At 71.2% G+C, this 25,670-nt stretch carries 28 protein-coding genes and 2 pseudogenes; 16 read left to right on the top strand and 14 right to left on the bottom strand.

The genetic code is table 11. From position 1 onward, the window contains the following. Positions 1 to 11 precede the first annotated feature (11 nt). The 3 genes from A8W25_RS21895 to A8W25_RS21885 all read left to right on the top strand — a co-directional run bounded on the left by A8W25_RS21895 (position 12) and on the right by A8W25_RS21885 (position 2,514). Positions 12 to 953: an amino acid ABC transporter permease gene (locus A8W25_RS21895; RefSeq protein ID WP_067163862.1), complete on the top strand. Its 942-nt coding sequence runs from the start codon at positions 12 to 14 to the stop codon at positions 951 to 953. After that, positions 950 to 1,711 carry an amino acid ABC transporter ATP-binding protein gene (locus tag A8W25_RS21890; RefSeq protein WP_067163861.1) on the top strand — a complete coding sequence of 254 codons (762 nt, stop codon included), beginning with the start codon at positions 950 to 952 and terminating at the stop codon, positions 1,709 to 1,711. The genes A8W25_RS21895 and A8W25_RS21890 overlap by 4 nt, the downstream gene beginning before the upstream one ends. Positions 1,712 to 1,884: 173 nt before the next feature. Beyond that, the gene (locus A8W25_RS21885) at positions 1,885 to 2,514 is read left to right on the top strand and encodes a CGNR zinc finger domain-containing protein (protein ID WP_067163859.1); all 630 of its coding nucleotides are present in this window, start codon (positions 1,885 to 1,887) and stop codon (positions 2,512 to 2,514) included. Here A8W25_RS21885 and sodX read toward each other — a convergent pair. Then, positions 2,418 to 2,843, bottom strand: a complete 426-nt coding sequence (gene sodX, locus A8W25_RS21880) for a nickel-type superoxide dismutase maturation protease (protein ID WP_067163858.1) — start codon at positions 2,841 to 2,843, stop codon at positions 2,418 to 2,420. The genes A8W25_RS21885 and sodX overlap by 97 nt on opposite strands. Before the next feature lie 166 nt (positions 2,844 to 3,009). On the opposite strand from sodX, the gene sodN reads away from it, so the two are divergent. Together sodN and A8W25_RS21870 are read left to right on the top strand one after the other, a co-directional pair. Beyond that, on the top strand, positions 3,010 to 3,405 hold the full coding sequence (gene sodN / locus A8W25_RS21875; protein WP_067163856.1) for a superoxide dismutase, Ni: 396 nt from the start codon (positions 3,010 to 3,012) through the stop codon (positions 3,403 to 3,405). A 152-nt stretch (positions 3,406 to 3,557) separates the two neighbouring features. Further along, positions 3,558 to 3,965, top strand: a complete 408-nt coding sequence (locus A8W25_RS21870; RefSeq protein WP_067163854.1) for a VOC family protein — start codon at positions 3,558 to 3,560, stop codon at positions 3,963 to 3,965. A gap of 1 nt (position 3,966) precedes the next feature. On the opposite strand, the gene A8W25_RS21865 is transcribed toward A8W25_RS21870, so the two are convergent. The 4 genes from A8W25_RS21865 to A8W25_RS21850 all read right to left on the bottom strand — a co-directional run bounded on the left by A8W25_RS21865 (position 3,967) and on the right by A8W25_RS21850 (position 6,524). After that, positions 3,967 to 4,323: a GntR family transcriptional regulator gene (locus A8W25_RS21865; protein WP_067163852.1), complete on the bottom strand. Its 357-nt coding sequence runs from the start codon at positions 4,321 to 4,323 to the stop codon at positions 3,967 to 3,969. Next, positions 4,323 to 5,300: a DUF1648 domain-containing protein gene (locus tag A8W25_RS21860; protein ID WP_234386521.1), complete on the bottom strand. Its 978-nt coding sequence runs from the start codon at positions 5,298 to 5,300 to the stop codon at positions 4,323 to 4,325. Before A8W25_RS21860 ends, A8W25_RS21865 begins: the two co-directional genes overlap by 1 nt. 140 nt (positions 5,301 to 5,440) lie before the next feature. Continuing rightward, positions 5,441 to 5,890: a DUF6304 family protein gene (locus A8W25_RS21855; protein ID WP_067163849.1), complete on the bottom strand. Its 450-nt coding sequence runs from the start codon at positions 5,888 to 5,890 to the stop codon at positions 5,441 to 5,443. A gap of 58 nt (positions 5,891 to 5,948) precedes the next feature. Continuing rightward, positions 5,949 to 6,524 (bottom strand): dihydrofolate reductase family protein, encoded by a 576-nt coding sequence (locus tag A8W25_RS21850; protein WP_067163847.1) that lies wholly within the window; start codon positions 6,522 to 6,524, stop codon positions 5,949 to 5,951. 122 nt (positions 6,525 to 6,646) lie between these two features. Here A8W25_RS21850 and A8W25_RS21845 point away from each other — a divergent pair, with 122 nt between their 5' ends. Next, positions 6,647 to 7,219: a TetR/AcrR family transcriptional regulator gene (locus A8W25_RS21845; RefSeq protein WP_067163845.1), complete on the top strand. Its 573-nt coding sequence runs from the start codon at positions 6,647 to 6,649 to the stop codon at positions 7,217 to 7,219. 35 nt (positions 7,220 to 7,254) lie between these two features. Here the strand turns inward: A8W25_RS21845 and A8W25_RS21840 are convergent, their stop codons facing one another. The 3 genes and pseudogenes from A8W25_RS21840 to A8W25_RS21830 form a co-directional block, all read right to left on the bottom strand. Further along, positions 7,255 to 7,869: a GNAT family N-acetyltransferase gene (locus tag A8W25_RS21840; protein WP_079126237.1), complete on the bottom strand. Its 615-nt coding sequence runs from the start codon at positions 7,867 to 7,869 to the stop codon at positions 7,255 to 7,257. Positions 7,870 to 7,974: 105 nt separating this feature from the next. Beyond that, positions 7,975 to 8,838 (bottom strand): annotated as a pseudogene (locus A8W25_RS21835) (polyprenyl synthetase family protein); the annotation flags it as partial. 158 nt (positions 8,839 to 8,996) lie between these two features. After that, entirely contained in the window at positions 8,997 to 10,394 is a 1,398-nt protein-coding gene (locus tag A8W25_RS21830; protein WP_067163843.1) for a family 2B encapsulin nanocompartment shell protein, read from the bottom strand. Positions 10,395 to 10,590: 196 nt separating this feature from the next. On the opposite strand from A8W25_RS21830, the gene A8W25_RS21825 reads away from it, so the two are divergent. The 7 genes from A8W25_RS21825 to A8W25_RS21795 all read left to right on the top strand — a co-directional run bounded on the left by A8W25_RS21825 (position 10,591) and on the right by A8W25_RS21795 (position 15,891). Next, a complete protein-coding gene (locus A8W25_RS21825; RefSeq protein ID WP_067163841.1) occupies positions 10,591 to 11,049 on the top strand; it encodes an RrF2 family transcriptional regulator in 459 nt (152 codons plus the stop codon). 88 nt (positions 11,050 to 11,137) lie between these two features. Continuing rightward, a complete protein-coding gene (locus tag A8W25_RS21820; protein WP_067163839.1) occupies positions 11,138 to 12,352 on the top strand; it encodes a globin domain-containing protein in 1,215 nt (404 codons plus the stop codon). A 150-nt stretch (positions 12,353 to 12,502) separates the two neighbouring features. Further along, complete coding sequence (locus A8W25_RS21815; protein WP_079126235.1) at positions 12,503 to 13,093, top strand: N-acetylmuramoyl-L-alanine amidase; 591 nt, start codon at positions 12,503 to 12,505, stop codon at positions 13,091 to 13,093. Positions 13,094 to 13,115: 22 nt separating this feature from the next. Further along, positions 13,116 to 13,955, top strand: a complete 840-nt coding sequence (locus A8W25_RS21810) for a 1-aminocyclopropane-1-carboxylate deaminase/D-cysteine desulfhydrase (protein ID WP_079126234.1) — start codon at positions 13,116 to 13,118, stop codon at positions 13,953 to 13,955. Further along, positions 13,952 to 14,212 carry a UBP-type zinc finger domain-containing protein gene (locus A8W25_RS21805; protein ID WP_067163835.1) on the top strand — a complete coding sequence of 87 codons (261 nt, stop codon included), beginning with the start codon at positions 13,952 to 13,954 and terminating at the stop codon, positions 14,210 to 14,212. Before A8W25_RS21810 ends, A8W25_RS21805 begins: the two co-directional genes overlap by 4 nt. Positions 14,213 to 14,515: 303 nt before the next feature. Beyond that, entirely contained in the window at positions 14,516 to 14,929 is a 414-nt protein-coding gene (locus tag A8W25_RS21800; protein WP_067163834.1) for an anti-sigma regulatory factor, read from the top strand. A gap of 53 nt (positions 14,930 to 14,982) precedes the next feature. Continuing rightward, on the top strand, positions 14,983 to 15,891 hold the full coding sequence (locus tag A8W25_RS21795) for an RNA polymerase sigma factor SigF (protein WP_067164341.1): 909 nt from the start codon (positions 14,983 to 14,985) through the stop codon (positions 15,889 to 15,891). A gap of 46 nt (positions 15,892 to 15,937) precedes the next feature. Here A8W25_RS21795 and A8W25_RS21790 read toward each other — a convergent pair whose 3' ends face one another. Further along, entirely contained in the window at positions 15,938 to 16,387 is a 450-nt protein-coding gene (locus tag A8W25_RS21790; protein WP_067163832.1) for a hypothetical protein, read from the bottom strand. A 107-nt stretch (positions 16,388 to 16,494) separates the two neighbouring features. Between A8W25_RS21790 and A8W25_RS21785 the strand changes: the two are divergent. Together A8W25_RS21785 and A8W25_RS21780 are read left to right on the top strand one after the other, a co-directional pair. Further along, positions 16,495 to 17,546, top strand: a pseudogene (locus A8W25_RS21785) (diacylglycerol/lipid kinase family protein). 314 nt (positions 17,547 to 17,860) lie between these two features. Beyond that, positions 17,861 to 18,118: a WhiB family transcriptional regulator gene (locus tag A8W25_RS21780; protein ID WP_004937597.1), complete on the top strand. Its 258-nt coding sequence runs from the start codon at positions 17,861 to 17,863 to the stop codon at positions 18,116 to 18,118. Positions 18,119 to 18,278: 160 nt separating this feature from the next. On the opposite strand, the gene A8W25_RS21775 is transcribed toward A8W25_RS21780, so the two are convergent. Both A8W25_RS21775 and A8W25_RS21770 read right to left on the bottom strand, forming a co-directional pair. Continuing rightward, a complete protein-coding gene (locus A8W25_RS21775) occupies positions 18,279 to 19,745 on the bottom strand; it encodes a sensor histidine kinase (RefSeq protein WP_067163830.1) in 1,467 nt (488 codons plus the stop codon). A 332-nt stretch (positions 19,746 to 20,077) separates the two neighbouring features. Next, positions 20,078 to 21,160 carry an SIS domain-containing protein gene (locus A8W25_RS21770; protein ID WP_067163828.1) on the bottom strand — a complete coding sequence of 361 codons (1,083 nt, stop codon included), beginning with the start codon at positions 21,158 to 21,160 and terminating at the stop codon, positions 20,078 to 20,080. Positions 21,161 to 21,316: 156 nt separating this feature from the next. Between A8W25_RS21770 and nagB the strand changes: the two genes are divergently transcribed. Next, entirely contained in the window at positions 21,317 to 22,102 is a 786-nt protein-coding gene (gene nagB, locus A8W25_RS21765; RefSeq protein WP_067163826.1) for a glucosamine-6-phosphate deaminase, read from the top strand. 122 nt (positions 22,103 to 22,224) lie between these two features. On the opposite strand, the gene A8W25_RS21760 is transcribed toward nagB, so the two are convergent. Genes A8W25_RS21760 through A8W25_RS21750 form a run of 3 tightly spaced genes read right to left on the bottom strand, consistent with a single transcriptional unit; the run spans position 22,225 to position 25,604 of the window. Next, entirely contained in the window at positions 22,225 to 23,742 is a 1,518-nt protein-coding gene (locus A8W25_RS21760; RefSeq protein WP_067163824.1) for a glycoside hydrolase family 3 protein, read from the bottom strand. 11 nt (positions 23,743 to 23,753) lie between these two features. After that, complete coding sequence (locus tag A8W25_RS21755; protein WP_067163823.1) at positions 23,754 to 24,605, bottom strand: carbohydrate ABC transporter permease; 852 nt, start codon at positions 24,603 to 24,605, stop codon at positions 23,754 to 23,756. 3 nt (positions 24,606 to 24,608) lie between these two features. After that, positions 24,609 to 25,604 (bottom strand): carbohydrate ABC transporter permease, encoded by a 996-nt coding sequence (locus A8W25_RS21750; RefSeq protein ID WP_067163821.1) that lies wholly within the window; start codon positions 25,602 to 25,604, stop codon positions 24,609 to 24,611. Between the last annotated feature and the right edge of the window lie 66 nt (positions 25,605 to 25,670).

Below are 25,670 nucleotides of genomic sequence, written 5' to 3'. Positions count from 1 at the left end.
AGGCAACACCCGTGACTGTTGACGTCAACAAGGCGGAGCCGGCGGACACCCCGCCTCCCGCCGCTCCGGAGAGCATCAAAGCGATCCCGGTCCGCCACTACGGACGCTATGTCTCCGCCGTGATCGCGATCGCCCTGCTGGGCGCGATCATCTACGCGTTCAGCCAGGGCAAGATCAACTGGGGCGCCGTCCCGGACTACTTCTTCGACGACCGCATCCTCGACGGCGTCGGCCAGACCCTGCTGCTGACCGTCCTGTCGATGGCGATCGGCATCGTGGGCGGCATCCTGCTCGCCGTGATGCGCCTGTCGAAGAACCCGGTGACCTCCTCGATCGCCTGGTTCTACATCTGGTTCTTCCGGGGCACCCCGGTCCTGGTCCAGCTGATGGTCTGGTTCAACCTGGGCCTGGTCTTCGAGTACATCAACCTCGGCCCGATCTACAAGGACTACTGGTCCTCGTTCATGACGCCGCTGCTCACGGCGCTGCTCGGGCTCGGGCTCAACGAGGCCGCGTACATGGCGGAGATCTGCCGGGCCGGTCTGCTCGCGGTCGACGAGGGCCAGACCGAGGCCGCCCACGCGCTGGGCATGAGCCACAGCAAGACCCTGCGCCGGATCGTGATCCCGCAGGCGATGCGCGTGATCGTGCCGCCGACGGGCAACGAGGTCATCAACATGCTGAAGACCACCTCGCTGGTCTCGGCGGTGCAGTTCTACGAGCTGCTGCGACAGGCCCAGGACATCGGTCAGACGTCCGGCGCCGCGGTGGAGATGCTCTTCCTCGCCGCCGCCTGGTACCTGATCCTGACCACGGTCTTCTCGATCGGCCAGTACTACCTGGAGCGCTACTACGCCCGCGGGTCCACCCGCGCGCTCCCGCCCACCCCGTTCCAGCGGATCAAGGCCAATCTGGCCGTGCTCCGTCGCACCCCCAAGGCGGTGACCCGATGACCGCCATGGTGAAGTCCGAAGGCGTGCACAAGTCCTACGGCGCCGTCGAGGTCCTCAAGGGCATCGACCTGGAGGTGGCCGAGGGCGAGGTGTTCTGTCTGATCGGCCCGTCCGGCTCCGGCAAGTCGACCTTCCTGCGGTGCATCAACCACCTGGAGAAGATCAACGCCGGGCGCCTCTCCGTCGACGGCGAGCTCGTCGGCTACCGCCAGAAGGGCGACAAGCTCTACGAGCTGAAGGACAGCGAGGTCGCGCTCAAGCGCCGCGACATCGGCATGGTCTTCCAGCGCTTCAACCTGTTCCCCCACATGACGGCGCTGGAGAACGTCATGGAGGCGCCGATCCAGGTGAAGGGCGAGTCCAAGGCGGTGGTGCGCGAGCGCGCGCAGAAGCTGCTCGACCGGGTCGGCCTGGCCGACAAGGCGCGCAGCTACCCCTCGCAGCTCTCCGGCGGCCAGCAGCAGCGCGTGGCGATCGCCCGTGCACTGGCCATGGAGCCGAAGCTGATGCTCTTCGACGAGCCGACCTCCGCGCTCGACCCGGAGCTGGTCGGTGACGTCCTGGACGTCATGCGGGGCCTGGCCGAGGACGGTATGACCATGATCGTGGTGACCCACGAGATGGGCTTCGCCCGCGAGGTCGGCGACTCGCTGGTCTTCATGGACGGCGGTGTGGTGGTCGAGTCCGGCCACCCGCGCGACGTCCTGACCAACCCGCAGCACGACCGGACGAAGTCGTTCCTGTCGAAGGTCCTGTAGACACTCGGGCCCTGGGAGTACGGAAAGGGGCGGTACGGGCCTGGTCGGCCCGTACCGCCCCTTTCGCCGTCGGCGACCCCTTTCGCCGGTGGCCGACTTCGTACCCGGAGGACAGTTCGGCGTAATACCCTCGAAGCGCGCCCAGCCGTTACTGACCGCCGTAAGGATTACACGTGGAACTGGCCTATTACTCGGACTACGCCGTGCGCCTGGTCAACACCGAGGAGCCGGCCCGTAACAAGGACTCCCTGACGTCGGTGGAGGTGATCCGCGAGCTGTTCACCTCGGATTCGACGACGGCCCGCCGCGCCACGGAGGCCGATGTGCCCCGGCTGCGGGCGGTACGGGCGCGGCTGCGGGCGGTGTTCGAGGCGGCGGACGCGGCCGAGGAGGCGCAGGCGGTGGACCTGCTGAACTCCCTCCTCCTGGAGTTCCCGGTCAGCCCGCAGATCTCCGGGCACGACCACCGGGCCGAGGACGGTACCCCGCTGTGGCACATGCACCTCGCGGACCACACCTCGAACGCGACGGCGGGCTATGCGGCGCTCGCGTCCATGGGTCTTGCGTTCCATCTGACCGAGTACGGGGTGGACCGCCTCGGCCTGTGCCAGGCGGCGCCGTGCCGCAACGCCTACCTCGACACCTCCACCAACCGCTCCCGGCGCTACTGCTCGGACCGGTGCGCGACCCGGGCGAACGTGGCCGCCTACCGGGCGCGCAAGCGCCTGGAGACCGACCGGTCCGCGAACACCGGCCGCAGCGCCGAGACCGCCCAGGAGAGCAGCACCCCGAACGAGCGCTGACGCCCGCGCGTCAGCGGCCGGTAGCGGGCGCGCACCCGCCCGAGCACCAGCTCGCCGGGGACGGTGCCGAAGGCCCGGCTGTCGACGACCTCGTCGTCGGGGTTGTCGCCGAGCACCCACCAGCCGCCCTCGCGCAGCTCGATCAGCCGCTTGACGATGAGCAGATCCTGCTGGAGCGGATGCCGCAGCACCGCGATGTCACCGGCCCGGAGCTCGGTCCCGTAGTGCACCAGCAGCTGATCCCCGTGGAGCAGCGTCGGCACCATCGAGGTCCCCGTCACCTCCGCGATCCCCAACGGCACCCTCGGCTCCCGCCCCTGATCCGTCATCCGCCACCCACCTCCCGGTACCCGGTCCACTCCCACGGTACGTTCCGCCACGAGTCCCATGGTGACCCTGGACTTTTGTCCTAAGCCCCCGGGGGCACTCGCGAAAACGGGCCTTCCACCGAGTAATGTCCCACCTGAGAAGACGATCACGAGGAAGGACAGCTCAATGCTTTCCCGCCTGTTTGCCCCCAAGGTGAAGGTCAGCGCCCACTGCGACCTGCCCTGCGGTGTGTACGACCCGGCCCAGGCCCGTATCGAGGCCGAGTCGGTCAAGGCCGTGCAGGAGAAGTTCCAGGCCAACGAGGACCCGCACTTCCGTGCGCGTGCCGTGGTCATCAAGGAGCAGCGCGCGGAGCTCGCCAAGCACCACGTCTCGGTGCTCTGGAGCGACTACTTCAAGCCCCCGCACTTCGAGAAGTACCCCCAGCTCCACCAGCTGGTCAACGACACCCTGAAGGCCCTCTCGGCCGCCAAGGCGTCGACGGACCCGAAGACCGGCGAGAAGGCGCTCGAACTCATCGCCGAGATCGACCGCATCTTCTGGGAGACGAAGAAGGCGTAACGCCCCTTCGCCGCTCCGGCAGCAGCACCTGACAGCACCCGGCATCCGCGCGGAGCCGGGTGCTGTCGGCGTGTGCGGGGCCGCCCACCGACGCTTTCCGGCCTTGCTGTCCGGCCTCCCGGAAGATGATCCTCCGGGGTAGGTTCGGAGTCATGGCACCTCTCGAACCCCCTTACACCCGGCTCCTGGTGGAGCGTTACGAGTCGACCTTCCGCTTCTACGCGGCCGTGCTGCCCAAGCTGAGCGGGTGTTCGCTGGCGCGCGGTACCGAAGGGTCGGGGTACGCCAGCTGGGACGACTGTGAGGGCCGTACGACGTTCGCGTTGTTCTCCCGGGCCGCGATGGCCGCGGCCGTCGGTGAGGAGAACGTGCCCGTCGGGGCCTCCGTCGTCATCCATGTGGACGGGCCCGAGGCGCTGGACGCCGGGGTCGAGCTCTGCACCTCCGCCGGTGCCACCGTGGTCGCCCCCGCGCAGGACCGGCCGCAGTGGGGTCCGACGATGCGGGCCGCCCATCTGCACGACCCCGACGGCAACCTGGTGGAGTTGCAGACGTACTAGGTCAGTGGAGGCCGGTGCGGACCAGGTCGAGCAGTTCGTCCTCCGACAGGCCCAACCGCCTGGCCTCCTCGACCAGTTCGCGCACCCGCACCAGGAGTCCGGCCCGGGCGCGGGACGAGGCCGCCTCGACGACCACCGCGCCCCGGCCCCGCCGCAGCTCGATCAGGCCCTCCTCGCGCAGGCGCTGGTAGCCGCGCAGGACCGTGTGGACGTTGACGCCCAGCGAGTCCGCGAGGACGCGGGCGGCGGGCAGGCGCTCGCCCGGCTCCACCGCGCCCTCGGCGATGGCGCGGCGCACCGACGCGGCGATCTGGTCGCCGAGCGCCACCGCGGACCCGGGGTCCACCCGGAACAGCATCAGCGCACCGCCGCCCGCTCGGCCAGCGTGTTGAGCAGGGCCGCGGCCGTCGCGGAGTCGGAGACCGTCACGGCGAACTCGCGCCCGCCCGTGCGCCGCACCACGATCGCCTCGCCCGAGCGCAGGATCAGCCCCGAGCGCCCGGGGCGCACCCGGTAGCCCCAACCGCCGTACTCGGAGAGCGCCTTCACCTCCCGGCTCACCGCCCGGTCCACGTCGGTGAGCGGTATCCGCACCCTCGGCCAGGGCAGCACCGTCGGGCGGGTCGTCAGCCCGTGCCGGTCCACCGTCACGTACGGGCAGGAGCAGACGAGGATCAGCAGCCCGCATGCCAGCGGCGCGGCCGCGCGCCCCCAGCCGTACACGTACGTCAGCGCGCCCCCGAAGACGAGCAGTGCCACGCCGGCCGCGCACAGCGTCCGCGAGGGGGCGCGTCGGGCCCAGCCCGCCACCTCGCCCTCCGCGAGGTCGAGCCGCTCGACCCTGCCGGGGCCGGGCGGCGGCACATACGCGGGCAGGTCGAGGCGCCGCAGCAGCAGCGTCCCGGCCGCCGCGGCGAGCGCGGCCACCGCGAGGCCCGCCGCGAGCTGCCACAGCGGCAGCCGGGCCGCGCCGCCGTCGGCCACGTCGAGGTTCGCGTACAGCGCGGCGGCCATCACATACCCGGTCAGGCCCGCGGTCGCGTATCCCGCGCCGAGCAGCCGGCGCGTGCCGCGCACCGCGAGGTCCGCGGTGGCCGCGATGATCGCCCAGACGGCGGCGAGGCCGCCCGCGAGGCCGAGGTTCACCGTCACGTACGCGCTCCGGTCCGCGTAGCCGTCGGCCGCGCCACCGCCGTCGAAGTGGGTGGCCAGCCGCGTCGGCAGCCGGTCGTGCAGGGCGGCGAAGAGCAGCAGGTCGACCGCGAGCGCCAGCAGGAACGGCAGCACGGCGACGGCCACCAGTTGGTAGCGGGCCCGGTTCATCGAAACCTTCATTGTTCGCACAGTAGTAGAACAATGAGGCCGGGGGGAATCCCAACGGCCCTCTCTTGACACCTTTCTGACGGTGGCACAAAAACAGGGACGCGACCGTCCGTACCGAGGGCGTGTCTCGGTGCGGACGGCCGCGTCGGGGGTCAGATGCTTTCGAGGACGGACGTCTGGAGGTGCTCCCCGTACGGGAGTTGGCGGCGGATGTCGTCCAGTACCGACCCGAAGTCGAGCTCGGCGCGCCCCGAGGCGTACACCGCTCCCCCCAGGTGCAGCGCGAGCCCCAGATCGGGCTCGGGCGGCTTGAGGGAGAGCAGACAGCTCAGCGTGGCCTGGTGGAGCGCGCCGTCGGCGGAGGCGACCGGTACCGGCATGTCCCATTCCAGGACGAAGTCGCACAGGGCACCGCCGTCGAGCGGGAACGAGCCCTCCGTCGGTATGCCCGGCACCGACACCGGGCCGAGCGAGTCGAACCCCGCCCCGGCGAAGTCGACTCCCCTGATCCGGGTGTGCAGTTGGGTCCCGTCGGCGGTGATCGTCAGCGCTTCGGATCCATGGCGGTCTCGGTACCAGCCCGCCCAGGACTGTGTGGTCATGGGCGGGAGATTAGCGGCGCAACCTGCTGTTCGTCACAGGGCGTGACCGAAATGGGAGTTAGCGCTTCCTTGTGTAAGTGGTGACGACTGTACCGTTTTCGAAGGAACGGCTGTCCGTCGGCACGAAGGAGCGGGGCGCGAACTCCGCCCGGAACAAGGGGATTCCGGCGCCCGCCACGATCGGATAGCTCTTGATGACGAGCTCGTCGATCTCCTCGATGAGCTGCCCGGCGAAGTCGGCACCGCCGCACAGATAGATGTCCAGGCCCTCCTCGCGCTTGAGCTCGCGCACGAGCGCCACCGGGTCGCCGGAGACGACCTCGACGGCCGGGTCCGGGGACTCGCCCAGGCTGCGAGAGAAGACGATCTGGCGCAGATGGGCGTACGGGCTGGTGATGCCGTCCTTGAGGGCGGGCTCGTACGTCCCCCGGCCCATCACCACCGTGTCGTACCGCCGGTTGGGCGCCTCGTCGATGCCGAGGGCCCGGCGGAGGGTGGTCGGCAGGGTCTCGGGGAAGTCGGCGGCCATGAAGCCGACGACCTCCTCGCTCAGCGGATAGAAGTCGTACGACCCGTCCGGGGCGGCGATGAAGCCGTCGATGGTGAGGGCGATGTAGTACGAAAGCTTGCGCAAGCTGGCCTCTTCTGGCTCGGGGGGTGGCCGGTCGATCAACCACTCCGCATAAAGTACTTTGTATGTAGTGGTTGCGCAAGGCCCCGCGGCAACTCGACAGGAACGCAGCAGAAGGAGCTCGGATGGTCAGGAACCCGGAACGCAGAACCGCCCTCGTGGACGCGGCGATCGAAGTGCTGGCGCGCGAGGGAGCGCGCGGGCTGACCTTCCGCGCCGTCGACACCGAGGCCGGGGTGCCGCCCGGCACCGCCTCCAACTACTTCACCAGCAGGGACGATCTGTTCACCCAGGCCGGGCGGCACATCCACGTACGGATGACACCGGATCCGGCCGAGGTGAGCGAGGCGATGCGGCCCGCGCCCTCGCGGGAGCTGGTCGCCTCGCTGATGCACTGGCTGCTGCAGCGGATGGTCAAGGAGCGCACCGGCTATCTCGCGATGCTGGAGCTCCGTCTGGAGGCGACCCGCAGGCCGGAGCTCCGGGAGGCGCTGACCGACGCCATCCGCGCCGATCTGGAGGCGAACATCGCGTTCCACCTGGAGGCCGGGCTGCCGGGCGACGCGGACACGGTACGGCTGCTCTACTTCGCCATGACCGGCCTGCTGATCGAACACCTCACACTGCCGGAGGTGCTCGGCGAGGACACGACCGAGCGGCTGGTCGAGATGGTGGTGGACCGGGTGCTCGGGAGCTGAACCCCCGGCCCGGTCCCGTACGGTGGTGAATCGTTTCAGCCGCGCGGCTCGCGCCACATCGGGTACATCAGCGGCCCGCCCGGCAGCCGCAGCGGCTCACCGAGGTGCGCGAAGCCGAGCCGCTCGTACAGCAGGGAGCTGCGCGCGCTGCTCGCCTCCAGATAGGCGGGCAGGCCCTCCCGGTCGCACCGCTCCAGGACGGGCGCGACGAGCGCGGCCCCCACGCCCCGGCCCTGGCGGTCCGGGGCGACCGCGATCAGCAGCAGATACGTGTGCGCCCGGCCGTGCGGATGGACGCCGGCGGTGAGCCGGCCGATCAGCTCCACCCGCTCGTTCCCGGGGTCGACGGCGGCCCTCAGCTGCGCCGGGCCGTCCTCCTCGGCCTCTTCAGGCTCGGCGGGGACATCGACCCACAGGGCCGTCGCCGTGCCGTCCTCGGCGAGGTCGACACGGCCCTCGGCGAGCGAGATCTCCAGGAAGGCGCGCATCAGATGGCGGTGCGTCTCACGGCGGTGCGCCGGGTCCGGGAAGACCCAGCTGCTCACCGGGTCCTCCTGGAACGCCTCGTCGAGCAGGCGCACCGCCGCCTCGACCGCCTTCTCGTCGTCCGGCTCCACCCGCCGTATGCCCGTGCCCGGTCCCGTGCCCATGTCGGCCGCCCCTGTTCGCATTCCGGTCATCCTCAACTGATCGGAACGATCCTAGAGTTGGCTCTCCCCGAGTCAGGGCGCGAGGGGCCCCGGAGGCAGCCCCGGGACCCCTCGGCCCGTCCCCATCGGGCCCCGGTACAGCTCGGCGAGTTCGGCCGCCGCCGGGGTGCCCGAGGTCAGGGCGGCCACCACCGGCAGCGACTTCTTGTGCGAGGCGAGATCGGCCCCGGCGGGTTTGCCGGTACGCCCGGGGTCGCCCCAGATGCCGATCAGATCGTCGATGAGCTGGAAGGCGAGCCCGGCCTCGCGCCCGAACGCGTCGAGCGCGGCCACCTCCTCGGCCCCCGCCCCCGCGTACAGCGCCCCCAGCGAGCAGGCGCAGCCGAGGAGCGCGCCGGTCTTGGCCATCGCCATGTCCAGGCACTCGTCCAGGGAGACCTCCTGGGGGCCGCGCTGCTCGAAGGCGCAGTCGGCCTGCTGTCCGGCGCAGAGCTCGATCACACAGGCCGCGAGCCGGGCGGAGGCGGCGGGAGCCGCCGGGTGGCCGTCCTCGGCGAGCAGCCGCAGCGCCAGCGCGAGCAGCGCGTCCCCGACGATGATGGCGTCCGGGGTGCCGAACACGGTCCAGGCGGTGGGCCGGTGGCGCCGGGTGGCGTCCTCGTCGATCACGTCGTCGTGGAGCAGGGTGAAGTTGTGGACGAGCTCGACGGCGGCGGCGGCCCGCAGCGCCTGCCCGGGGTCGCCGCCCAGCGCGGCGGTGGCGGCGAGTACGAGCGCGGGCCGGATCGCCTTGCCCGCCTGCCCGGCGGCCGGCGTACCGTCCGCGTGCTCCCATCCGAAGTGGTACATCGCCACGCGCCTTATCGAGCCCGGCAGCGACTCCACGGTGTCCCGCAGTCGCGGGTTCACCACCACGCGGGTCCGTTCCAGCAGGTCCACTGCCTCGCGCCCCTCGACGGCTTCCCCCATGACCAACTCGACATTCCTCTCGCCGTGTTCGATACGCGGTCTTTCCTGCGCCATGGCGGGTGCGCGCGTTCACGCGCCGCTCGGGTACGCGGTTTGCCGGACGGGCGGCCGGGGGACCTCCCCGACCACCGGCCACCCGTCCGGGGCTCTCGGAACCGTCAGCGCCAGCGGCTGACTTCCACGTTCTCCAGGACGCCGAGGGCGTCGGGAACGAGGATGGCGGCCGAGTAATAGGCGGTGACCAGGTACGAGATGATCGCCTGCTCGTCGATGCCCATGAACCGCACCGACAGGCTCGGCTCGATCTCGTCCGGGATCCCGTCCTGCCGCAGACCGATCACACCCTGCTCGTCCTCACCCGTACGCATACACAGGATCGAGGTCGTACGGGCGTCGCTGACCGGGATCTTGTTGCACGGGAAGATCGGCACACCGCGCCAGGTCGGGATGCGGTTGCCGCCGACGTCGATGCTCTCGGGGACCAGACCGCGCTTGTTGCACTCACGCCCGAAGGCGGCGATGGCCTTGGGATGCGCGAGGAAGAGTTTGCTGCCGCGGCGGCGGGAGAGGAGTTCGTCCATGTCGTCGGGGCTGGGCACGCCGTCGTGGGGCTGCAGGCGCTGGCCGTAGTCGCAGTTGGCGAGCAGGCCGAACTCGCGGTTGTTGATGAGCTCGTCCTCCTGGCGCTCGCGGAGCGCCTCCACGGTGAGCCGCAACTGCTGTTCGGTCTGGTTCATGGGCTGGTTGTAGAGGTCCGCGACGCGGCTGTGGACCTTCAGGACGGTCTGGGCGACGGAGAGTTCGTACTGGCGCGGGGAGCTTTCGTAGTCCACGTAGGTGTGCGGGATGACCGCCTCGCCGACGTGGCCGGACGCGAGGTCGATGGCCGCTTCGCCGTACTTGTTGGTGCGCTGTTCGGGGATGAGGGCGTAGGCGGCCAGGTGCTCGCCCAGGGAGGTGGCGCGTTCGGCGAGGTTGAGGACGTCGGCGCGGCTCAGCGCCAGCACCGTGCAGGCGGTCGCCGCGCGGGCGGTGGCGTCCCAGGTCGCCTCGCCGGAGACCAGGGCCTGCTCGCCCAGGTGTGCGCCGTCGGCCAGGACACCCAGGACGGCCTCGCCGCCGTAGGGGCCGGTGCCGATGCGCTCGACGCGGCCGTGCGCCAGCAGGTAGACGGTGTCCACCGGGTCGCCCTCGGCGGCCAGGACGTCCCCGGCGGCGAACTCGCGCTGCTCGCAGCGGTTCGCCAGCTCGGTCAGCGCCGACTCGTCCTCGAACCCGCGCAGCGCGGGCAGCTCCCCCAGCTCGGCCGGGATCACCGCCACCCGACGCCCGGTCTGCACAAAGGTGATCTTCCCGTCACCCACCGAATAGCTCAGTCGCCGGTTGACCCGGTACGTACCGCCCTGCACCTGCACCCACGGCAGCATCCGCAACAGCCACCGAGAGGTGATCTCCTGCATCTGGGGGGCGGACTTGGTGGTGGTCGCCAGATTCCGCGCGGCTGCGGTGCCAAGACTCTGCTGCGCGCGGGCCTCGGGCCCTGCCTCGACCGACATGTGTTTCCCTCTCGATCTTCCGATCATGAGCTGACCTGCGCGAGAAGCCTTCCAGCACGGACCGTGCCCGCGCCATTACACAAATGAGTGGGACTAGAACCGCTTCGGCGGGGCATGTTGCGCATCCCGGCGAGGGCACCCTCGGGGTTCCGGCCACAAAGTTGCACGGCATATGCAAGTTATCTACGCTGACGCCATGCGGCTGACGAGATTCACCGACCTGGCGCTTCGGGTACTGATGCGTCTGGCCGTCGCCGACGAGGGCGACCGGGAGGCCCCGCCCACGACGCGCGAGGTGGCCGAGACCATGCGGGTGCCCTATACGCACACCGCGAAGGTGGTCGCCAGGCTCCAGCACCTCGGCCTGGTCGAGGCGCGGCGCGGCCGCGGCGGCGGGCTCGCGCTCACCCCGGCGGGCCGCAGGGCCTCGGTCGGCGGCCTGGTCCGCGAACTGGAAGGCCCCGGCGACGTCGTCGAGTGCGAGGGCACGGTCCCGTGCCCGCTCAACTCGGCATGCCGGCTGCGCGGGGCGCTGCGCCGGGCGCAGGAGGCGTTCTGCGCCTCCCTCGACCCCGTCACCGTCGCCGACCTCGTCACCTCGCCCACGGGCCCGCTGCTCATCGGGCTCACGGGCGGCCGCCGGACGGACGACTGAGGCACCACCGCCCGCCCAGGGCCGCCGCCCGTATCCAAAAATACGAGTCTTAGATTCCAATTAAAGACGAGTTCACAGAGGAGTCCTCTTGCTGTCCGAGAAGTCGGCCGCGACCGTACGCGCCACCCTGCCCGCCGTCGGCGCGGCCCTCCCCGCCGTCACCGAGCGCTTCTACGCGGGGCTGTTCGCGGCCCACCCCGAGCTGCTGCGCGACCTGTTCAACCGGGGCAACCAGGCCGCCGGGTTCCAGCGGCAGGCACTCGCCGGGTCGATCGCCGCCTTCGCGACCCATCTGCTCGACCACCCGGACGAGCGCCCCGACGTGATGCTGGGCCGCGTCGCCCACAAGCACGCCTCCCTCGGCGTCACCGCCGAGCAGTACGAGGTCGTCCACGAGCACCTGTTCGCCGCCATCGCCGAGGTGCTCGGCGAGGCCGTGACGCCGGAGGTCGCCGCCGCCTGGGACGAGGTGTACTGGCTGATGGCGAACGCCCTGATCGCCATCGAGTCCCGGCTGTACGCCGCCCGGGGCGTGGCCGCCGGGGACGTGTGGCGCGAGTGGACGGTGGAGGGGCGCACCGAGGAGACGGCCGATGCCGCCACCTTCCGGCTGCGCCCCGCCGACGGCGCCCCGGCGCCCGGCTTCCGCCCCGGCCAGTACGTCTCCGTCCAGGTCGAACTCCCCGACGGCGCCCGCCAGATACGCCAGTACAGCCTCAGCGGCGCCCCCGGCTCCGCCACCCGCTCGATCACGGTCAAGCGGGTCAGGGGCGAGGCCCCGTCCCCCGACGGGGAGGTCTCCCTCCATCTGCACGCGCGCGTGCGCGAGGGCGACCGGCTGCGCGTCTCGGCCCCGTACGGCGATCTCGTGCTCGACGCATCCGTCCTCGACGGCGGTGGGGCGCCGCTGCTGCTCGCCTCGGCGGGGATCGGCTGCACCCCGATGCTGTCGATGCTGGAGCACCTGGCCGGCGCCGGTCACCGCGCCCCGGTGACCGTGGTGCACGGCGACCGCTCCCCCGCCGACCACGCCCTGCGCGCGGACCACGCGGCGCTGACGGCCAAACTCCCGGACGGCACGGCGCACTTCTGGTACGAGCGGCCCGAGCCGGGGCACCCCGGCGACCGTACGGGCCTGGTGGACCTGGCCTCGGTCGCGGTGCCGTCGGGCACGCGCGCGTACCTGTGCGGTCCGCTGCCCTTCATGCGGTCGGTGCGCACCCAGCTCCTCGGCAAGGGCGTCGCGGCCGCCGACATCCACTACGAGGTGTTCGGCCCCGACCTCTGGCTCGCACACGACTGACCGTAATCGGGCGATCTGTCCGGATCGGCTCGCACGCCATCCGAACAGATCGCCCATATGCGGAAGTTCCGGTAGAAGACGGCAGGGCGCATCCGCCCCAACCGCACCAGGCGCCCCGCAGCGGGGTGCCGCTCTTCGAAGGAGTCCGCCGTGGCCCCACCCATGTCGGCCGACCAGTTCCTCTCCGCCCTGCGCGCCGAAGGCCTCCACGTCGTCGAGGTCGACGGCTGGCGCACCCACAACCGGGCCGGGCACGGCGCCTGGGGCCCGCTCAACGGCGTGATGATCCACCACACCGTCACCCGGGGCTCCGACGCCACCGTTCGCATCTGCTACGACGGCTACGAGGGCCTGCCGGGCCCGCTCTGCCACGGCGTGATCACCAAGGACGGCACGGTCCATCTGGTCGGCAACGGACGCGCCAACCACGCCGGCGCGGGCGACGGCGACGTGCTGCGCGCGGTCGTCGCCGAGAAACGTCTGCCGGTCTGCGACGAGGCCGACACCGACGGCAACGGCCGCTTCTACGGGTTCGAGTGCGAGAACCTCGGCGACGGCGATGATCCCTGGCCACAGGTCCAGCTGGAGGCGATCGAGAAGGCCGCGGCGGCGGTCTGCCGCCACTACGGCTGGAGCGAGCGGTCGGTCGTCGGCCACCGGGAGTGGCAGCCCGGCAAGGTCGACCCGCGGGGCTTCGGCATGGACTGGCTGCGCGAGCGGGTCCACGAGCGTCTGAAGTGAGGGCGCCGGTCACAATGGACAGGTGACCGAAGAAGCGCCCGACCCCACCACCGCCTTGCAGCCGCGCATCCCTTCGCCCCTGCAAGCGGTCGAGGACGAGCGCTTCACCCGCCACGGCGTCCGCCTCCTACTGAAGCGCGACGACCTGATCCATCCGGCCCTGCCCGGCAACAAGTGGCGCAAGCTCGCCCTGAACCTGCGCGAGGCGGCCGGGCGGCCGGTGCTGACCTTCGGCGGGGCCTACTCCAACCATCTGCGCGCCACGGCCGCGGCGGGCCGGCTCCTGGGCTTTCCCACCGTCGGCGTGGTCCGCGGCGACGAGCTCGCCCACCGGCCGCTCAACCCCTCGCTCGCCCGGTGCGCGGCGGACGGCATGCGGCTGCACTTCGTGGACCGCGCGACCTACCGGCGCAAGGCCGAGCCCGAGGTGCTGGCCGCGCTGCGCGAGCGCTTCGGCGCCGCCGCGTACGTCGTCCCGGAGGGCGGCAGCAACTCCCTGGCCGTCCGGGGCTGCAGGGACCTCGGGCGCGAGCTGCACGGTCTCGCCGACGTCGTGGCGGTGGCCTGCGGGACCGGCGGCACCCTCGCCGGACTCGCCGCCGGGCTCGCCCCGGGGCAGCGCGCCCTCGGCTTCCCGGTGCTGCGGGGCGGCTTCCTCGCGCGCGAGATACGGCAGTTGCAGCACGAGACCTTCGGGGCGGGCGGGGACAACTGGTCGCTGGACGAGCGCTTCCACTGCGGCGGGTACGCCCGTACCACCCCCGGACTCGAACCACCGCGGCTCCCGCGACCAGTGCCACCAGCGGCAACGCGTCCATCCCAGCCACCTCACAACCGGACCGTCGTAACCTGGCAATCATGAGCGAGTGCCCGCACGTTGCCGAACTGCCGCGCCCCGAGCCCGCCCCGCGCACCGGGACGTGCCCGCAGTGCCTGGCCGCCGGCACCCATCACGTACAGCTGCGGCTCTGCCTGGTCTGCGGCTATGTGGGCTGCTGCGACTCCTCGCCGATGCGGCACGCGACCGCCCACCACCTTCGGACCGGGCATCCGGTGATGCGCACCCTGGAGCCGGGCGAGGACTGGCGCTGGTGCTTTGTGGACAACGCACTGGTGTGACGCGGGAGGTCAGGAGGATCCGGACGGTTCGACGGCCCCGGGCCTGGGTACGTCAACCCGGCGTCGGTTCACAGCAATTGGGCACCGCACACCTCTAGCCACTGTCCGTGCTCATATGCTTACCATGAGTGACACCTGTCGGGAGGGGTCCCGGCGACACGACACCATGGATCGCGATAGCGTCGCCCCCCGAGCACCACGATCGCGTGGACGACGCACGATCACCGCATTTCGTACCGCATGGCCCCGGAGGCGTCCCCTCCGCCGGGGCCCGAGAGAGCTTGTGCCACCTTGGAGGTGAGGGTGTCCCAGATCGCAGGCGAGCCCGGGAACCAGGACTTCGTGGAAGTCCGGCTGCCGGCCGCGGGTGCCTACCTGTCGGTGCTGCGTACGGCCACGGCCGGCCTCGCGGCACGTTTGGACTTCACCCTCGACGAGATCGAGGATCTGCGTATCGCGGTCGACGAGGCCTGCGCGATCCTGCTGCAGCAGGCCGTCCCCGGCTCCGTACTGAGCTGCGTCTTCCGTCTCGTCGACGACTCCCTGGAGGTCACGGTCTCGGCCCCGACCACGGACGGCCGGGCGCCCGAGCGCGACACCTTCGCCTGGACGGTGCTCTCCGCGCTCGCCGGCAAGGTCGACTCCTCGGTCGCCGACGACCGTACGGTCTCCATCAGCCTGTACAAACAGCGCGGCGCGGGACCCGGACCGGCGTGAGCGGGGACGGTCCGGTGCGGGACGACAGGCGCATCCCCGAGTCGCACCCGGAGATGCCGCGCTCCGTCGGTATTCCGGAGCAGCAGGCCCGGCCGCACCCGGTGGACGGACTTGACGGCCTTGAGGCCGTGGCGGAGCAGACGCGGCAGGCAGAGCGGGCGGCCCACATGAGCGAGCACATCGAGCACACGCAGCACCAGCAGCATCCACAGGACCGCAGCGGGGCGCGGGCGATGTTCATCGAGCTGCGCAAACTTCCGGACGGCTCGCCGGAGAAGGCCGAGCTGCGCAACAAGCTGGTCCGGATGCACCTTCCGCTGGTCGAGCACCTGGCCCGGCGGTTCCGCAACCGCGGTGAGCCGCTGGACGACCTGACCCAGGTCGCCACCATCGGCCTGATCAAGTCGGTCGACCGGTTCGACCCGGAGCGCGGGGTCGAGTTCTCGACGTACGCGACCCCGACGGTCGTCGGCGAGATCAAGCGGCACTTCCGCGACAAGGGCTGGGCGGTCCGGGTGCCGCGCCGCCTCCAGGAGCTGCGGCTCGCCCTCACCACGGCCACGGCCGAGCTCTCCCAGCAGCACGGGCGCTCGCCCACGGTGCACGAGCTGGCGGAGCGGCTGGGGATCTCCGAGGAGGAGGTCCTGGAGGGTCTGGAGTCGGCGAACGCCTACTCGACGCTCTCGCTCGACGTCCCGGACACCGACGACGAGTCGCCGGCGGTCGCGGACACGCTGGGCGCGGAGGACGAGGCGCTGGAGGGCGTCGAGTACCGGGAGTCGCTCAAGCCGCTCCTGGAGGATCTGCCGCCGCGCGAGAAGCGGATCCTGCTGCTGCGCTTCTTCGGGAACATGACCCAGTCGCAGATCGCGCAGGAGGTCGGCATCTCCCAGATGCACGTCTCCCGGCTGCTGGCCAGGACCCTGGCGCAGCTGCGGGAGAAGCTGCTGGTGGAGGAGTAGGACCACGGACGGCGCGCGGTCGCACGACCGCGCGGCCGGCGGAGCGCTACCGCGTCCCGCCCGTCCCGCGGACGCCGAGCGCCTCCGCCGTCGCCGGGTTGACCAGCTGGACCAGCCCGGTCACCGCGAGCGCGGCCGTCACGATCCCCACCGGGATCGCCGGCCCGTCCGAGGTCAGGAACATATAGGCGACCGGCAGCGCCAGGATCTGGGTGATCAGCGCGGGCCCCCGGCTCCAGCGGCGCCGCAGCAGCAGCCCGCGCGCGGCGACCAGCGGGATGATCCCGAGGGCGATCAGCGTCACACCGCCGGTCACGGCCTGCCGCGGCTGGTCGGGCTTGCCCATCAGGCCCATCACGAGCATGAAGAGGCCGCCGCCGACCAGGGCGAGGCCCTCGACCGCGGCGATCGCGGCGGCCGCGGTCAGCCGGCCGGGGCGCGGCCCCTCGGGGGTGCCGGCGCCGGTCTCGCTGTCAGGGTGCTGCTCAGTACTCACCCCAGCAGGGTAGCCCTCGGCGCGGACCCTCCCCCGGGGCCCTCGGGGCGTCCGGGACCGGGGGGCTGGACTGTGCCCGGTACCGCCCGGTAGGTACTCTGGCGGTCATGCGTGCACTTCTCGTGGTCAACCCGGCGGCTACCACCACCAGTGCCCGCACCCGTGATGTCCTCATCCATGCGCTGGCCAGCGAGATGAAGCTGGAGGCCGTGACGACGGAGTACCGGGGCCACGCCCGCGACCTCGGGCGGCGGGCGGCGGAGAGCAGCGACATCGACCTGGTCGTGGCGCTCGGCGGCCGGAGTACCGGGGCCACGCCCGCGACCTCGGGCGGCGGGCGGCGGAGAGCAGCGACATCGACCTGGTCGTGGCGCTCGGCGGCGACGGCACCGTCAACGAGGTCGTCAACGGTCTGCTCCACAACGGCCCCGACCCGGAGAACCTGCCGAGCTTCGCGGCGGTCCCCGGCGGCTCCACCAATGTCTTCGCACGCGCGATCGGACTGCCCAACGAGCCCGTCGAGGCGACCGGCATACTGCTGGACGCCCTGCGCGAGGGCCGCGGCCGCACGGTGAGCCTGGGCCTGGCGGCCGGCACCCCGGGCACCGAGGACGAGGGCGTACCGGACCGCTGGTTCACGTTCTGCGCCGGATTCGGGTTCGACGCCGGGGTCGTCGGCCGGGTCGAACAGCAGCGGGAGCGCGGCAGACGCTCCACACACAGCCTCTACATCCGTCAGGTGGCCCGCCAATTCTTCGCGGAGCGGCACCGGCGGCACGGCACGATCACCCTGGAGCGGCCCGGGCAGGACCCGGTCGAGGACCTGGTGATGTCGATAGTCTGCAACACCTCTCCGTGGACCTACCTGGGCAATCGCCCGGTGTACGCGACCCCGGAGGCGTCCTTCGAGACGGCCCTGGACGTGCTCTCGCTCTCCCGGCTGTCGACCCCCTCGGCGGCCCGGTACGCCACTCAGCTGCTGACCTCGACCCCCGAGAAGGGTCCACACGGCAAGCACGCGGATTCACAGCACGACCTCACGGACTTCACCTTGCATTCCAAGGCCCCGCTGCCCTTCCAGATGGACGGCGACCACCTGGGTCTGCGTACGAGCGTGACGTTCACAGGCGTACGCCGGGCACTGCGTGTGATTGTGTGAGTGGAAGGGCCGAAAGTCCTTTAACTCGAACGTTTGGGCTGGGGCCCACCCCATAGAAGTACGACTGTGACCCAGTCGACACCGAGGAATCAAAAAAAACTTTCCTGAAGGGGTTGTATCCGCCGCCGAGGTTTGCGAATCTCTACATGGCGATCGGGACGGCCCGCAACACCGGCCTCCGTGAGAGCCAGAACCCCTCCTCAACTCAGGACCACAACCAGTCCAACTGGAAGTCGGCCCTTCCCTTGCGGGGGGATTCGTGAAAGCGTTCACATTCACAAGCACCGTCACACATACCAAGAGAGGTAGCAGCCATGGACTGGCGTCACAACGCCGTTTGTCGTGAGGAAGACCCGGAGCTGTTCTTCCCCATCGGCAACACCGGTCCTGCGCTGCTGCAGATCGAGGAAGCCAAGGCCGTCTGCCGCCGCTGCCCCGTCATGGAGCAGTGCCTGCAGTGGGCGCTCGAGTCCGGCCAGGACTCCGGCGTCTGGGGTGGCCTCAGCGAGGACGAGCGCCGCGCGATGAAGCGCCGTGCCGCTCGCAACCGGGCGCGTAACGCGACCGCCTGATCCCCCCTCCTGCCTAGGCCCGCGCGGCGCGTACAGCGAGTACGCACTCACCGCCCCCCGAGCCGCAGCGCGCAGCAGTAACCCACAGCATTCGAGCCCCGGACCGTTCTCGGTCCGGGGCTCGCTGCTGTCTGTGGGGCCTGCTGCCCGCGCGTACCGGCTACTTGTCGGCGCGCACCGGCACGTCCAGTACCACCTGGGTGCCCCGCTCCGGCGCCGCCAGCATGTCGAAGGCGCCGCCCAGCTCGCCCTCGACCAGGGTGCGGACGATCTGGAGGCCGAGGTTCCCGGCCTTCTGCGGGTCGAACCCCTCGGGCAGCCCCCGGCCGTCGTCGCGCACGGTGATCAGCAGCCGGGCGTCGTCGCGGGTGCCGCCGCGCACCGCCGAGACCTCCACCGTGCCCTGCTCCCCCTGGGCGAAGGCGTGTTCGAGCGCGTTCTGGAGGATCTCGGTCAGCACCATCGCCAGCGGGGTGGCGACCTCGGCGTCCAGGATGCCGAACCGGCCCGTACGGCGGCAGGTGACCTTGCCCGGGGAGATCTCCGCCACCATCGCGAGGACCCGGTCGGCGATCTCGTCGAACTCGACGCGCTCGTCCAGGTTCTGGGAGAGCGTCTCGTGCACGATCGCGATCGAGCCGACCCGCCGCACCGCCTCGTTCAGCGCCTCGCGCCCCTGCTCGGAGTCGATCCGCCGGGCCTGCAGGCGCAGCAGCGCCGCCACCGTCTGGAGGTTGTTCTTCACCCGGTGGTGGATCTCCCGGATGGTGGCGTCCTTGGTGATCAACTCGCGCTCGCGGCGGCGCAGTTCGGTGACGTCCCGCAGCAGGACCAGCGAACCGATCCGGGTGCCCTTGGGCTTGAGCGGGATGGCGCGCAGCTGGATGACCCCGCCGCTGCCCTCGACCTCGGTCTCGCGCGGGGCGTAGCCGCTGGCCAGCTTGGCGATGGCCTCGTCCACCGGGCCGCGCGAGGGCGCGAGTTGGGCGGTGAGCTCGCCCAGGTGCTGGCCGACCAGGTCGGAGGCGAGGCCGAGGTGGTGGTACGCGGAGAGGGCGTTGGGCGAGGCGTACTGGACGATGCCGTCCGCGTCCAGCCGGATCAGCCCGTCGCCGGCGCGCGGCGAGGCGTCCATGTCGACCTGCTGCCCCGGGAAGGGGAAGGACCCGGCGGCGATCATCTGCGCCAGGTCGGAGGCGGACTGGAGATAGGTGAGCTCCAGGCGGGAGGGTGTACGCACGGTGAGCAGATTGGTGTTGCGCGCGATCACCCCGAGGACGCGGCCCTCCCGGCGTACGGGAATGGACTCGACCCTCACCGGCACCTCCTCGCGCCACTCCGGGTCGCCCTCGCGCACGATCCGGCCCTCGTCGAGCGCGGCGTCGAGCAGCGGGCGGCGGCCGCGCGGGACGAGATGGCCGACCATGTCGTCCTGGTAGGAGGTGGGGCCGGTGTTGGGCCTCATCTGCGCGACGGAGACGTACCGGGTGCCGTCGAGGGTGGGCACCCAGAGCACGAGGTCGGCGAAGGAGAGGTCGGAGAGCAGCTGCCACTCCGAGACCAGCAGATGGAGCCACTCCAGGTCGGATTCACTGAGAGCGGTGTGCTGACGTACGAGGTCGTTCATGGAGGGCACGTCAGCGAGGGTACCCGCGCGGGCTACGGCGCCGGGGCGGGACCCTCGGCCCGTCCGGCACCGCAGCCCGGAACTGCCGGCCGACGGGTGTGCGGTGCCCCTCGGCCTTACGGGAGGTCCTCGGCGCTGTCAGGGCAGAGAGCGCCGCGTACCTCTGTCCGGCCTCCTGTGCGGGGAGGCCGGAGGCCTGCTCGGGCCATTGTGGACTAGACCATTATTCGTGTCCATCCGTTTACCGGCCCTGCTCCAGGCGGGTATGAGACTGCCATGCGCGGCGCGCCACGCCTAGTCCGGTCCACTCCCCGGCCCGGCGCGGCCCCGCGTCAGCGGGTCTCCGTCACCTTCGCCAGGGCGCGGGGCGCGTCGGGGTCCTGGCCCCGGGCGATGGTCACCTCGTACGCGAGGAGTTGCAGCGGGAGGATCTCCAGGACCGGCTGGAGCTCCTCGGGGACGCCCTCGACCGGCAGGACGAATCCCGCCGAGGCCGCGTCCACCTGCGGTTTGGGGCCGACGACGAAGAGGTCGGCGCCCCGGCCGCGCAGCCGGTCGAGCACCGGCTGGAGCGCCTGGCCGCCGCGGCCGTCGGTGACCACCGCGATCACCGGCGAGATGTTGTCGACCATCGCGAGCGGACCGTGCAGCAGATCGGCACCGGAGTAGGAGAGGGCGGGGATGTAGCTGGTCTCCATCAGTTTGAGAGCGGCTTCCTTGGCCGTGGGGTAGCCGTAGCCCCGCGAGGTGATGACCATGCGCTCGGCGAAGCGGTAGCGCGAGGCCAGCTGTCTCACCTCGTCCTGCCGCGCCAGGATGCGGTCGGCGAGCTCGGGCAGCGCCTCGGCGGCCGAGACGTCGCCGCCGCGCAGCCCCTCGACGAAGAGGTAGAGGGCGAGCAGCGAGGCGGTGTACGTCTTGGTCGCGGGCAGCGCCTTCTCCGGTCCGGCCAGGATGTCGATGTGGTGCTCGGAGACGGCCGCGAGCGGCGAGTCGGCGTTGTTGGTGACGGCCAGGGTGAGGGCGCCGGCGCTCCGGGCGGCCCGGGTGGAGTCGACGAGGTCGGGCGAGCCGCCGGACTGGCTGACGGTGATCACCAGGACGTCGCTGAGGTCGGGGCGGGCGCCGTACGCGGTGGTCGTGGACATCGAGGTGAGCCCGCAGGGCATCCCGAGCCGGATCTCCAGCAGGTACTTGGCGTACAGGGCGGCGTTGTCGGAGGTGCCGCGGGCGGTCAGCAGGACGAAGCGCGGTCTGCGGGCGGCGATCGCGGCGGCCACTTCTCGGATGCGGGGCGCGCCTTCGGCGAGGATGCGGCGCAGTACGGCGGGCTGCTCCGCCATCTCGCCGCGCATGATCCGGCCGGGCTGCTCGCTGTGCGCCTCACGGTGGGCCGGCGAGGTCGGGGACGACATACGGAATGCCTCCAGAGGGCGGTCTCTGTACGCGTTGCCGAAACCCCTCCAGTCGACCATGACAGAAGGCGCGACCGCCAGCGGGAGAGCGGCCCGCTCTGCTAGATTGGTCTATACCACCCTGGTTAGTCTACGTCTCCAGATCGGCAGGCCCACGTGGAAGTTGTCATCGTCCCGGACGCCAAGGCGGGCGGCGAGCTCATCGCGGAGTCCATCGCGGCACTGTGGCGCCGCAAGCCCGACGCCCTGCTCGGCGTGGCCACCGGCTCCACCCCGCTGCCCATCTACGACGCGCTGACGGCGAAGGTCGCGGCGGGGGCCGTGGATGTCTCGCGGGCGCGGGTCTGCCAGCTCGACGAGTACGTCGGGCTGCCGACCGGGCACCCCGAGTCCTACCGCGCGACCGTGATCCGCCAGGTCGTGGAGCCGCTCGGGCTCGGCGCGGACTCCTTCATCGGGCCGGACGGCTCGGCGGCGGACGTCCAGGCGGCGTGCGAGGCGTACGACCGGGCGCTGGTGGCGGCCGGGGGTGTGGACCTGCAGATCCTCGGGATCGGCACGGACGGGCACATCGGCTTCAACGAGCCGTGCTCGTCGCTGGCGTCCCGTACGCGGATCAAGACGCTGACGGAGCAGACGCGGGTGGACAACGCGCGCTTCTTCGACGACGACATCGAGCAGGTGCCGCACCATGTGATCACCCAGGGGATCGGCACGATCCTTGAGGCGCGGCATCTGGTGCTGCTGGCGACGGGTGAGGGCAAGGCGGAGGCGGTGGCGCAGACGGTGGAGGGGCCGGTGGCCTCTGTGGTCCCCGCGTCGGCGCTTCAGCTGCACGCGCACGCGACTGTTGTGGTGGACGAGGCGGCGGCGTCGAAGCTGAAGCTGGCGGACTATTTCCGCCACACATACGCGAACAAGCCGGCGTGGCAGGGCCTGTAGTTCCCCCACCCAACTGCGCGACCAGCCCACCACCGGAGCCGCGGACGCAACACAGCGGGGTCCGGGGGCGTGGCCCCCGGTAGCGCGGGCCCGAGCCGCCCCCGGCCGCCCGCCAGAGGGGTTCAGGTGACGGGTGGGGTGGGGGTGAGGAGCTCTGCTGCCGCTCGGCCGCATACCCTCGCCGCCCCGTGCGTGGCGATGTGCACCGCACCCCGCGCGGGAGCCTGCGGGACCCCCATCTCGATCACCGCCGTGTCGGGGCGCGCCGACAGCAGTGCGTGGAGGGCCGCGCCCATCCACGGATGGCGGTGCTCGTCGCGGACGACCGCCACGATCCGGCGCGAGCCGGCCGCGGCAAGCACCGAGGACGGGTCCGCGGACGGACCGTACGTCCCCGTCGTCGTTCCCGGCAGCAACGCGCCCAGCTCCGCCGCCACCCCCCACGGCGTCTCGTCGCCGACCGCGATGTTCGCGACGGGGGTGAACGCCGCCACATAGGGCGGCGAGGTCAGCGGGAGCGCGTCGCCCGTCACCCGCAGGGCGCGGCGGGCCGCGACCAGGCCGATGTCGGTGCCGGGCGCGGTCCCCTCCTGCACATCCGCGCCCGGCCCCGCGGCGTTCCCCCTGGCCTGCCGCGTCCAGGACGCGAGCGCGCGTACCCGCCGCGCCGCGTCCGCCAGGCGCGACTCGGGCAGTTCCCCGGCCCGTACCGCCGCGACCAGCGCGTCCCGCAGCCGCAGCACGGTGTCCTCGTCCGCCAGACCGCCGCCGACGCACAGCGCGTCGGCCCCGGCCGCGATCGCGAGGACCGAGCCGCGCTCGATCCCGTACGTCGAGGCGATGGCCTGCATCTCCACGGCGTCGGTGACGATCAGCCCGTCGTAGCCGAGCTCCTCGCGGAGCAGTCCGGTCAGCACGCGCGGACTCAGCGTCGCCGGGCGGGCCGGGTCGAGCGCGGGCAGCAGGATGTGCGCGCTCATCACCGACTTGGAACCCGCGGCGATGGCCGCGCGGAAGGGCACCAGTTCACGGGCGTGGAGCGTGTCGAGGTCCACGTCGATGCGCGGGAGCGCGTGGTGCGAGTCGACCGCCGTGTCGCCGTGGCCCGGGAAGTGCTTGGTGCAGGCGGCGACTCCGGCGGCCTGGAGCCCCTCGATGTACGCGGCGGTGTGCCGCGCCACGAGGTGCGGGTCGGCGCCGAAGGACCGTACCCCGATGACCGGATTGCCGGGATTCGAGTTCACGTCGGCCGAGGGGGCCCAGTTCAGGTCCACCCCGCAGGCCGCCAGCCGGCGGCCCAGCTCGTGCGCCACCGCGCGGGTCAGGCCGGTGTCGTCCACCGACCCCAGCGCCAGGTTGCCGGGGAAGGACGAGCCCGTACGGACCTCCAGGCGGGTGACGTCCCCGCCCTCCTCGTCGATGGCCACCAGGACGTCGTCCCGCTCGGCCCGCAACTGGGCCGTCAGCGCGGCCAGTTGGTCCGCCGTGGCGATGTTGCGGCCGAACAGGCCCACCGAGGTGAGGCCTTCGCCGATCCGGCGCAGCAGCCAGTCGGGCGCGGTGGTGCCGACGAAGCCGGGCTGCAGGACGGTCAGGGCGTCGCGCGTGAGTGTGTCGGTGCCGCGTGCGATCGTCGTCATGGGCGGCGTCATCATCCCTTCACCGCGCCGGCCGTCAGACCCGCGGCCATCTTGCGCTGGACGAGGAGGAACAGAGCCACGATGGGGACGGCCATCATGGTGGAGCCGGCCATCATGGGGGCGAACTCGGTGCCGTGCTGGGTGGTGAAGTTGGACAGCCAGACGGTGGCCGTCTGGTGGTTCTGGCTCATCAGCATGAGGGCGTAGAGGTATTCGTTCCACGCCTGGATGAAGCCGTAAACCGAGGTGGCCACCATGCCAGGGGCCAGCAGCGGGAACACCACGCGGACGAAGGCGCCGGTGCGGCTGCACCCGTCGACCATCGCCGCCTCCTCCAGCTCCTTGGGGACGTTGACGATGAAGCCGCGCAGCGTCCAGACCGTGAAGGGCAGGATGAAGGTGAGGTAGGTGAGGACCAGACCGGACAACTTGTCGTACTGGCCGAGGTCGTTGAGGAGCAGGAAGACCGGGATGATCATCGCGACCAGCGGGACCATCTGGACCGCCAGGATGCCGACGATCACGATCTTGCGGCCCCGGAAGGCGAACCGCGAGATGGCGAGCGCGGCGAGCAGTCCGACCGCGATGCCGATCACCACGACGACGACGGAGACGATCAGCGAGCGGCCGATCGCGCCCCAGAAGTCACCGATGTCCAGCGCCCGGCGGAAGTTCTCCAGGGTGAAGGACCGCGGGAAGAAGTGCGGGCTCGGGTCGATCGCGTCCTTGGCCGGCTTGAGCGCCGTGTTGAGCATCCAGTAGACCGGGAAGCCCGCGGTCGCGAAGACGAGCAGACCGAGCAGGTTCCAGCCGAGCTTGGACTTCTTCTTGCGGGGACGCGCGAGCGCGTTGGAGGCAGCCATCGGTTACTCCACCTCTCCGATCTTGAGCATCTGGCGCATGTACACGGCGATCACACCGAGCAGCAGGAGCACGGTCAGCAGCGCGATCGCGGAGCCCTGCGAGTAGTCGTTGACCACGAACGCCTTGTCGTACGAGTACGTGGTGAGGAGCTGGAACTCGGGCTCGGGGTGGTTGCCGCGCATCACGAAGACCTGCGGGAAGACGCCCATGTCCCAGATGACCGAGAGCGTCGCCAGCATCACGATGATGGGCTTGAGGATCGGCAGGGTGACGTGCCGGAAGACGCCCCAGGCGCCGGCGCCGTCGAGCCGCGCGGCCTCTTCGAGCTCCTTGGGGACCTGGGTGAGGCCCGCGCTCAGCGTGATGACGACGAACGGCACCGCGCCCCAGACCACGAGCAGCATGATGACGGCGAGGCCCTGGGTGCCGCTGGCGAACCAGTTGTGGCCGATCATGTCGACCCCGGGCAACTGGCTGAGCAGCCAGTTCAGTACGCCGAAGTCACTGTCGAACATCCACTTGAAGATGGTGATGGCGACGACGATCGGCATGCCCCAGCTCGCCACCAGGGCGATGTTCACCAGGGTCTTGACCCAGCCGGAGACCCGCTGGAGCAGCAGGGCGATCAGCATGCCGAGCACCATGGTCAGCACGACCGCGGTGAAGGCGAACAGGACCGTACGGATGACGACGGTCCAGAACTCGCTGTCGCTCAGGACCTTGGTGAAGTTGTCGAAGCCGACCGACTCGGGGTCCTTGAACCCCCACAGCTGCGGCTGGCCGAACTTCTGGAAGGACAGGGTGACCAGGCGTACCAGCGGATAGCCGAGTACGAGGGCGAGGGCGAGGAGGCACGGGGCGAGCAGTGCCCAGGGCACCGCCGCCTGTCCGATGCCGCGCTGTGCGCGCGGCTTCTTCGGCTTCCCGGATCCCCCAGCCGGTTGTGGGTCGCGCCGCGCCGGCGGCACCTTGGCGGTGGTTGTCTCTGCGGCACTCATCGCGCGCTCCTAGCGGTCCCTCTCCGGTACTGGCCGGGCGAGGGCCCCGTCGCTCTCCGACGGGGC

The sequence above is a fragment of the Streptomyces sp. ERV7 genome (assembly GCF_001653515.1).
Classification (GTDB): domain Bacteria; phylum Actinomycetota; class Actinomycetes; order Streptomycetales; family Streptomycetaceae; genus Streptomyces.
This window is presented reverse-complemented; position numbering and strand designations above follow the sequence as displayed.

What these genes read in the sequence shown, in the direction of transcription:
- A8W25_RS21890 (WP_067163861.1), top strand. Translation starts at nt 950, where the DNA reads ATGACCGCCATGGTGAAGTCCGAAGGCGTGCACAAGTCCTACGGCGCC.
- sodX (WP_067163858.1), bottom strand. Translation starts at nt 2,843, where the DNA reads ATGACGGATCAGGGGCGGGAGCCGAGGGTGCCGTTGGGGATCGCGGAG.
- sodN (WP_067163856.1), top strand. Translation starts at nt 3,010, where the DNA reads ATGCTTTCCCGCCTGTTTGCCCCCAAGGTGAAGGTCAGCGCCCACTGC.
- A8W25_RS21870 (WP_067163854.1), top strand. Translation starts at nt 3,558, where the DNA reads ATGGCACCTCTCGAACCCCCTTACACCCGGCTCCTGGTGGAGCGTTAC.
- A8W25_RS21865 (WP_067163852.1), bottom strand. Translation starts at nt 4,323, where the DNA reads ATGCTGTTCCGGGTGGACCCCGGGTCCGCGGTGGCGCTCGGCGACCAG.
- A8W25_RS21860 (WP_234386521.1), bottom strand. Translation starts at nt 5,300, where the DNA reads ATGAAGGTTTCGATGAACCGGGCCCGCTACCAACTGGTGGCCGTCGCC.
- A8W25_RS21855 (WP_067163849.1), bottom strand. Translation starts at nt 5,890, where the DNA reads ATGACCACACAGTCCTGGGCGGGCTGGTACCGAGACCGCCATGGATCC.
- A8W25_RS21845 (WP_067163845.1), top strand. Translation starts at nt 6,647, where the DNA reads ATGGTCAGGAACCCGGAACGCAGAACCGCCCTCGTGGACGCGGCGATC.
- A8W25_RS21840 (WP_079126237.1), bottom strand. Translation starts at nt 7,869, where the DNA reads ATGGGCACGGGACCGGGCACGGGCATACGGCGGGTGGAGCCGGACGAC.
- A8W25_RS21830 (WP_067163843.1), bottom strand. Translation starts at nt 10,394, where the DNA reads ATGTCGGTCGAGGCAGGGCCCGAGGCCCGCGCGCAGCAGAGTCTTGGC.
- A8W25_RS21825 (WP_067163841.1), top strand. Translation starts at nt 10,591, where the DNA reads ATGCGGCTGACGAGATTCACCGACCTGGCGCTTCGGGTACTGATGCGT.
- A8W25_RS21805 (WP_067163835.1), top strand. Translation starts at nt 13,952, where the DNA reads ATGAGCGAGTGCCCGCACGTTGCCGAACTGCCGCGCCCCGAGCCCGCC.
- A8W25_RS21795 (WP_067164341.1), top strand. Translation starts at nt 14,983, where the DNA reads ATGCCGCGCTCCGTCGGTATTCCGGAGCAGCAGGCCCGGCCGCACCCG.
- A8W25_RS21780 (WP_004937597.1), top strand. Translation starts at nt 17,861, where the DNA reads ATGGACTGGCGTCACAACGCCGTTTGTCGTGAGGAAGACCCGGAGCTG.
- A8W25_RS21775 (WP_067163830.1), bottom strand. Translation starts at nt 19,745, where the DNA reads ATGAACGACCTCGTACGTCAGCACACCGCTCTCAGTGAATCCGACCTG.
- A8W25_RS21770 (WP_067163828.1), bottom strand. Translation starts at nt 21,160, where the DNA reads ATGTCGTCCCCGACCTCGCCGGCCCACCGTGAGGCGCACAGCGAGCAG.
- A8W25_RS21760 (WP_067163824.1), bottom strand. Translation starts at nt 23,742, where the DNA reads ATGACGACGATCGCACGCGGCACCGACACACTCACGCGCGACGCCCTG.
- A8W25_RS21755 (WP_067163823.1), bottom strand. Translation starts at nt 24,605, where the DNA reads ATGGCTGCCTCCAACGCGCTCGCGCGTCCCCGCAAGAAGAAGTCCAAG.
- A8W25_RS21750 (WP_067163821.1), bottom strand. Translation starts at nt 25,604, where the DNA reads ATGAGTGCCGCAGAGACAACCACCGCCAAGGTGCCGCCGGCGCGGCGC.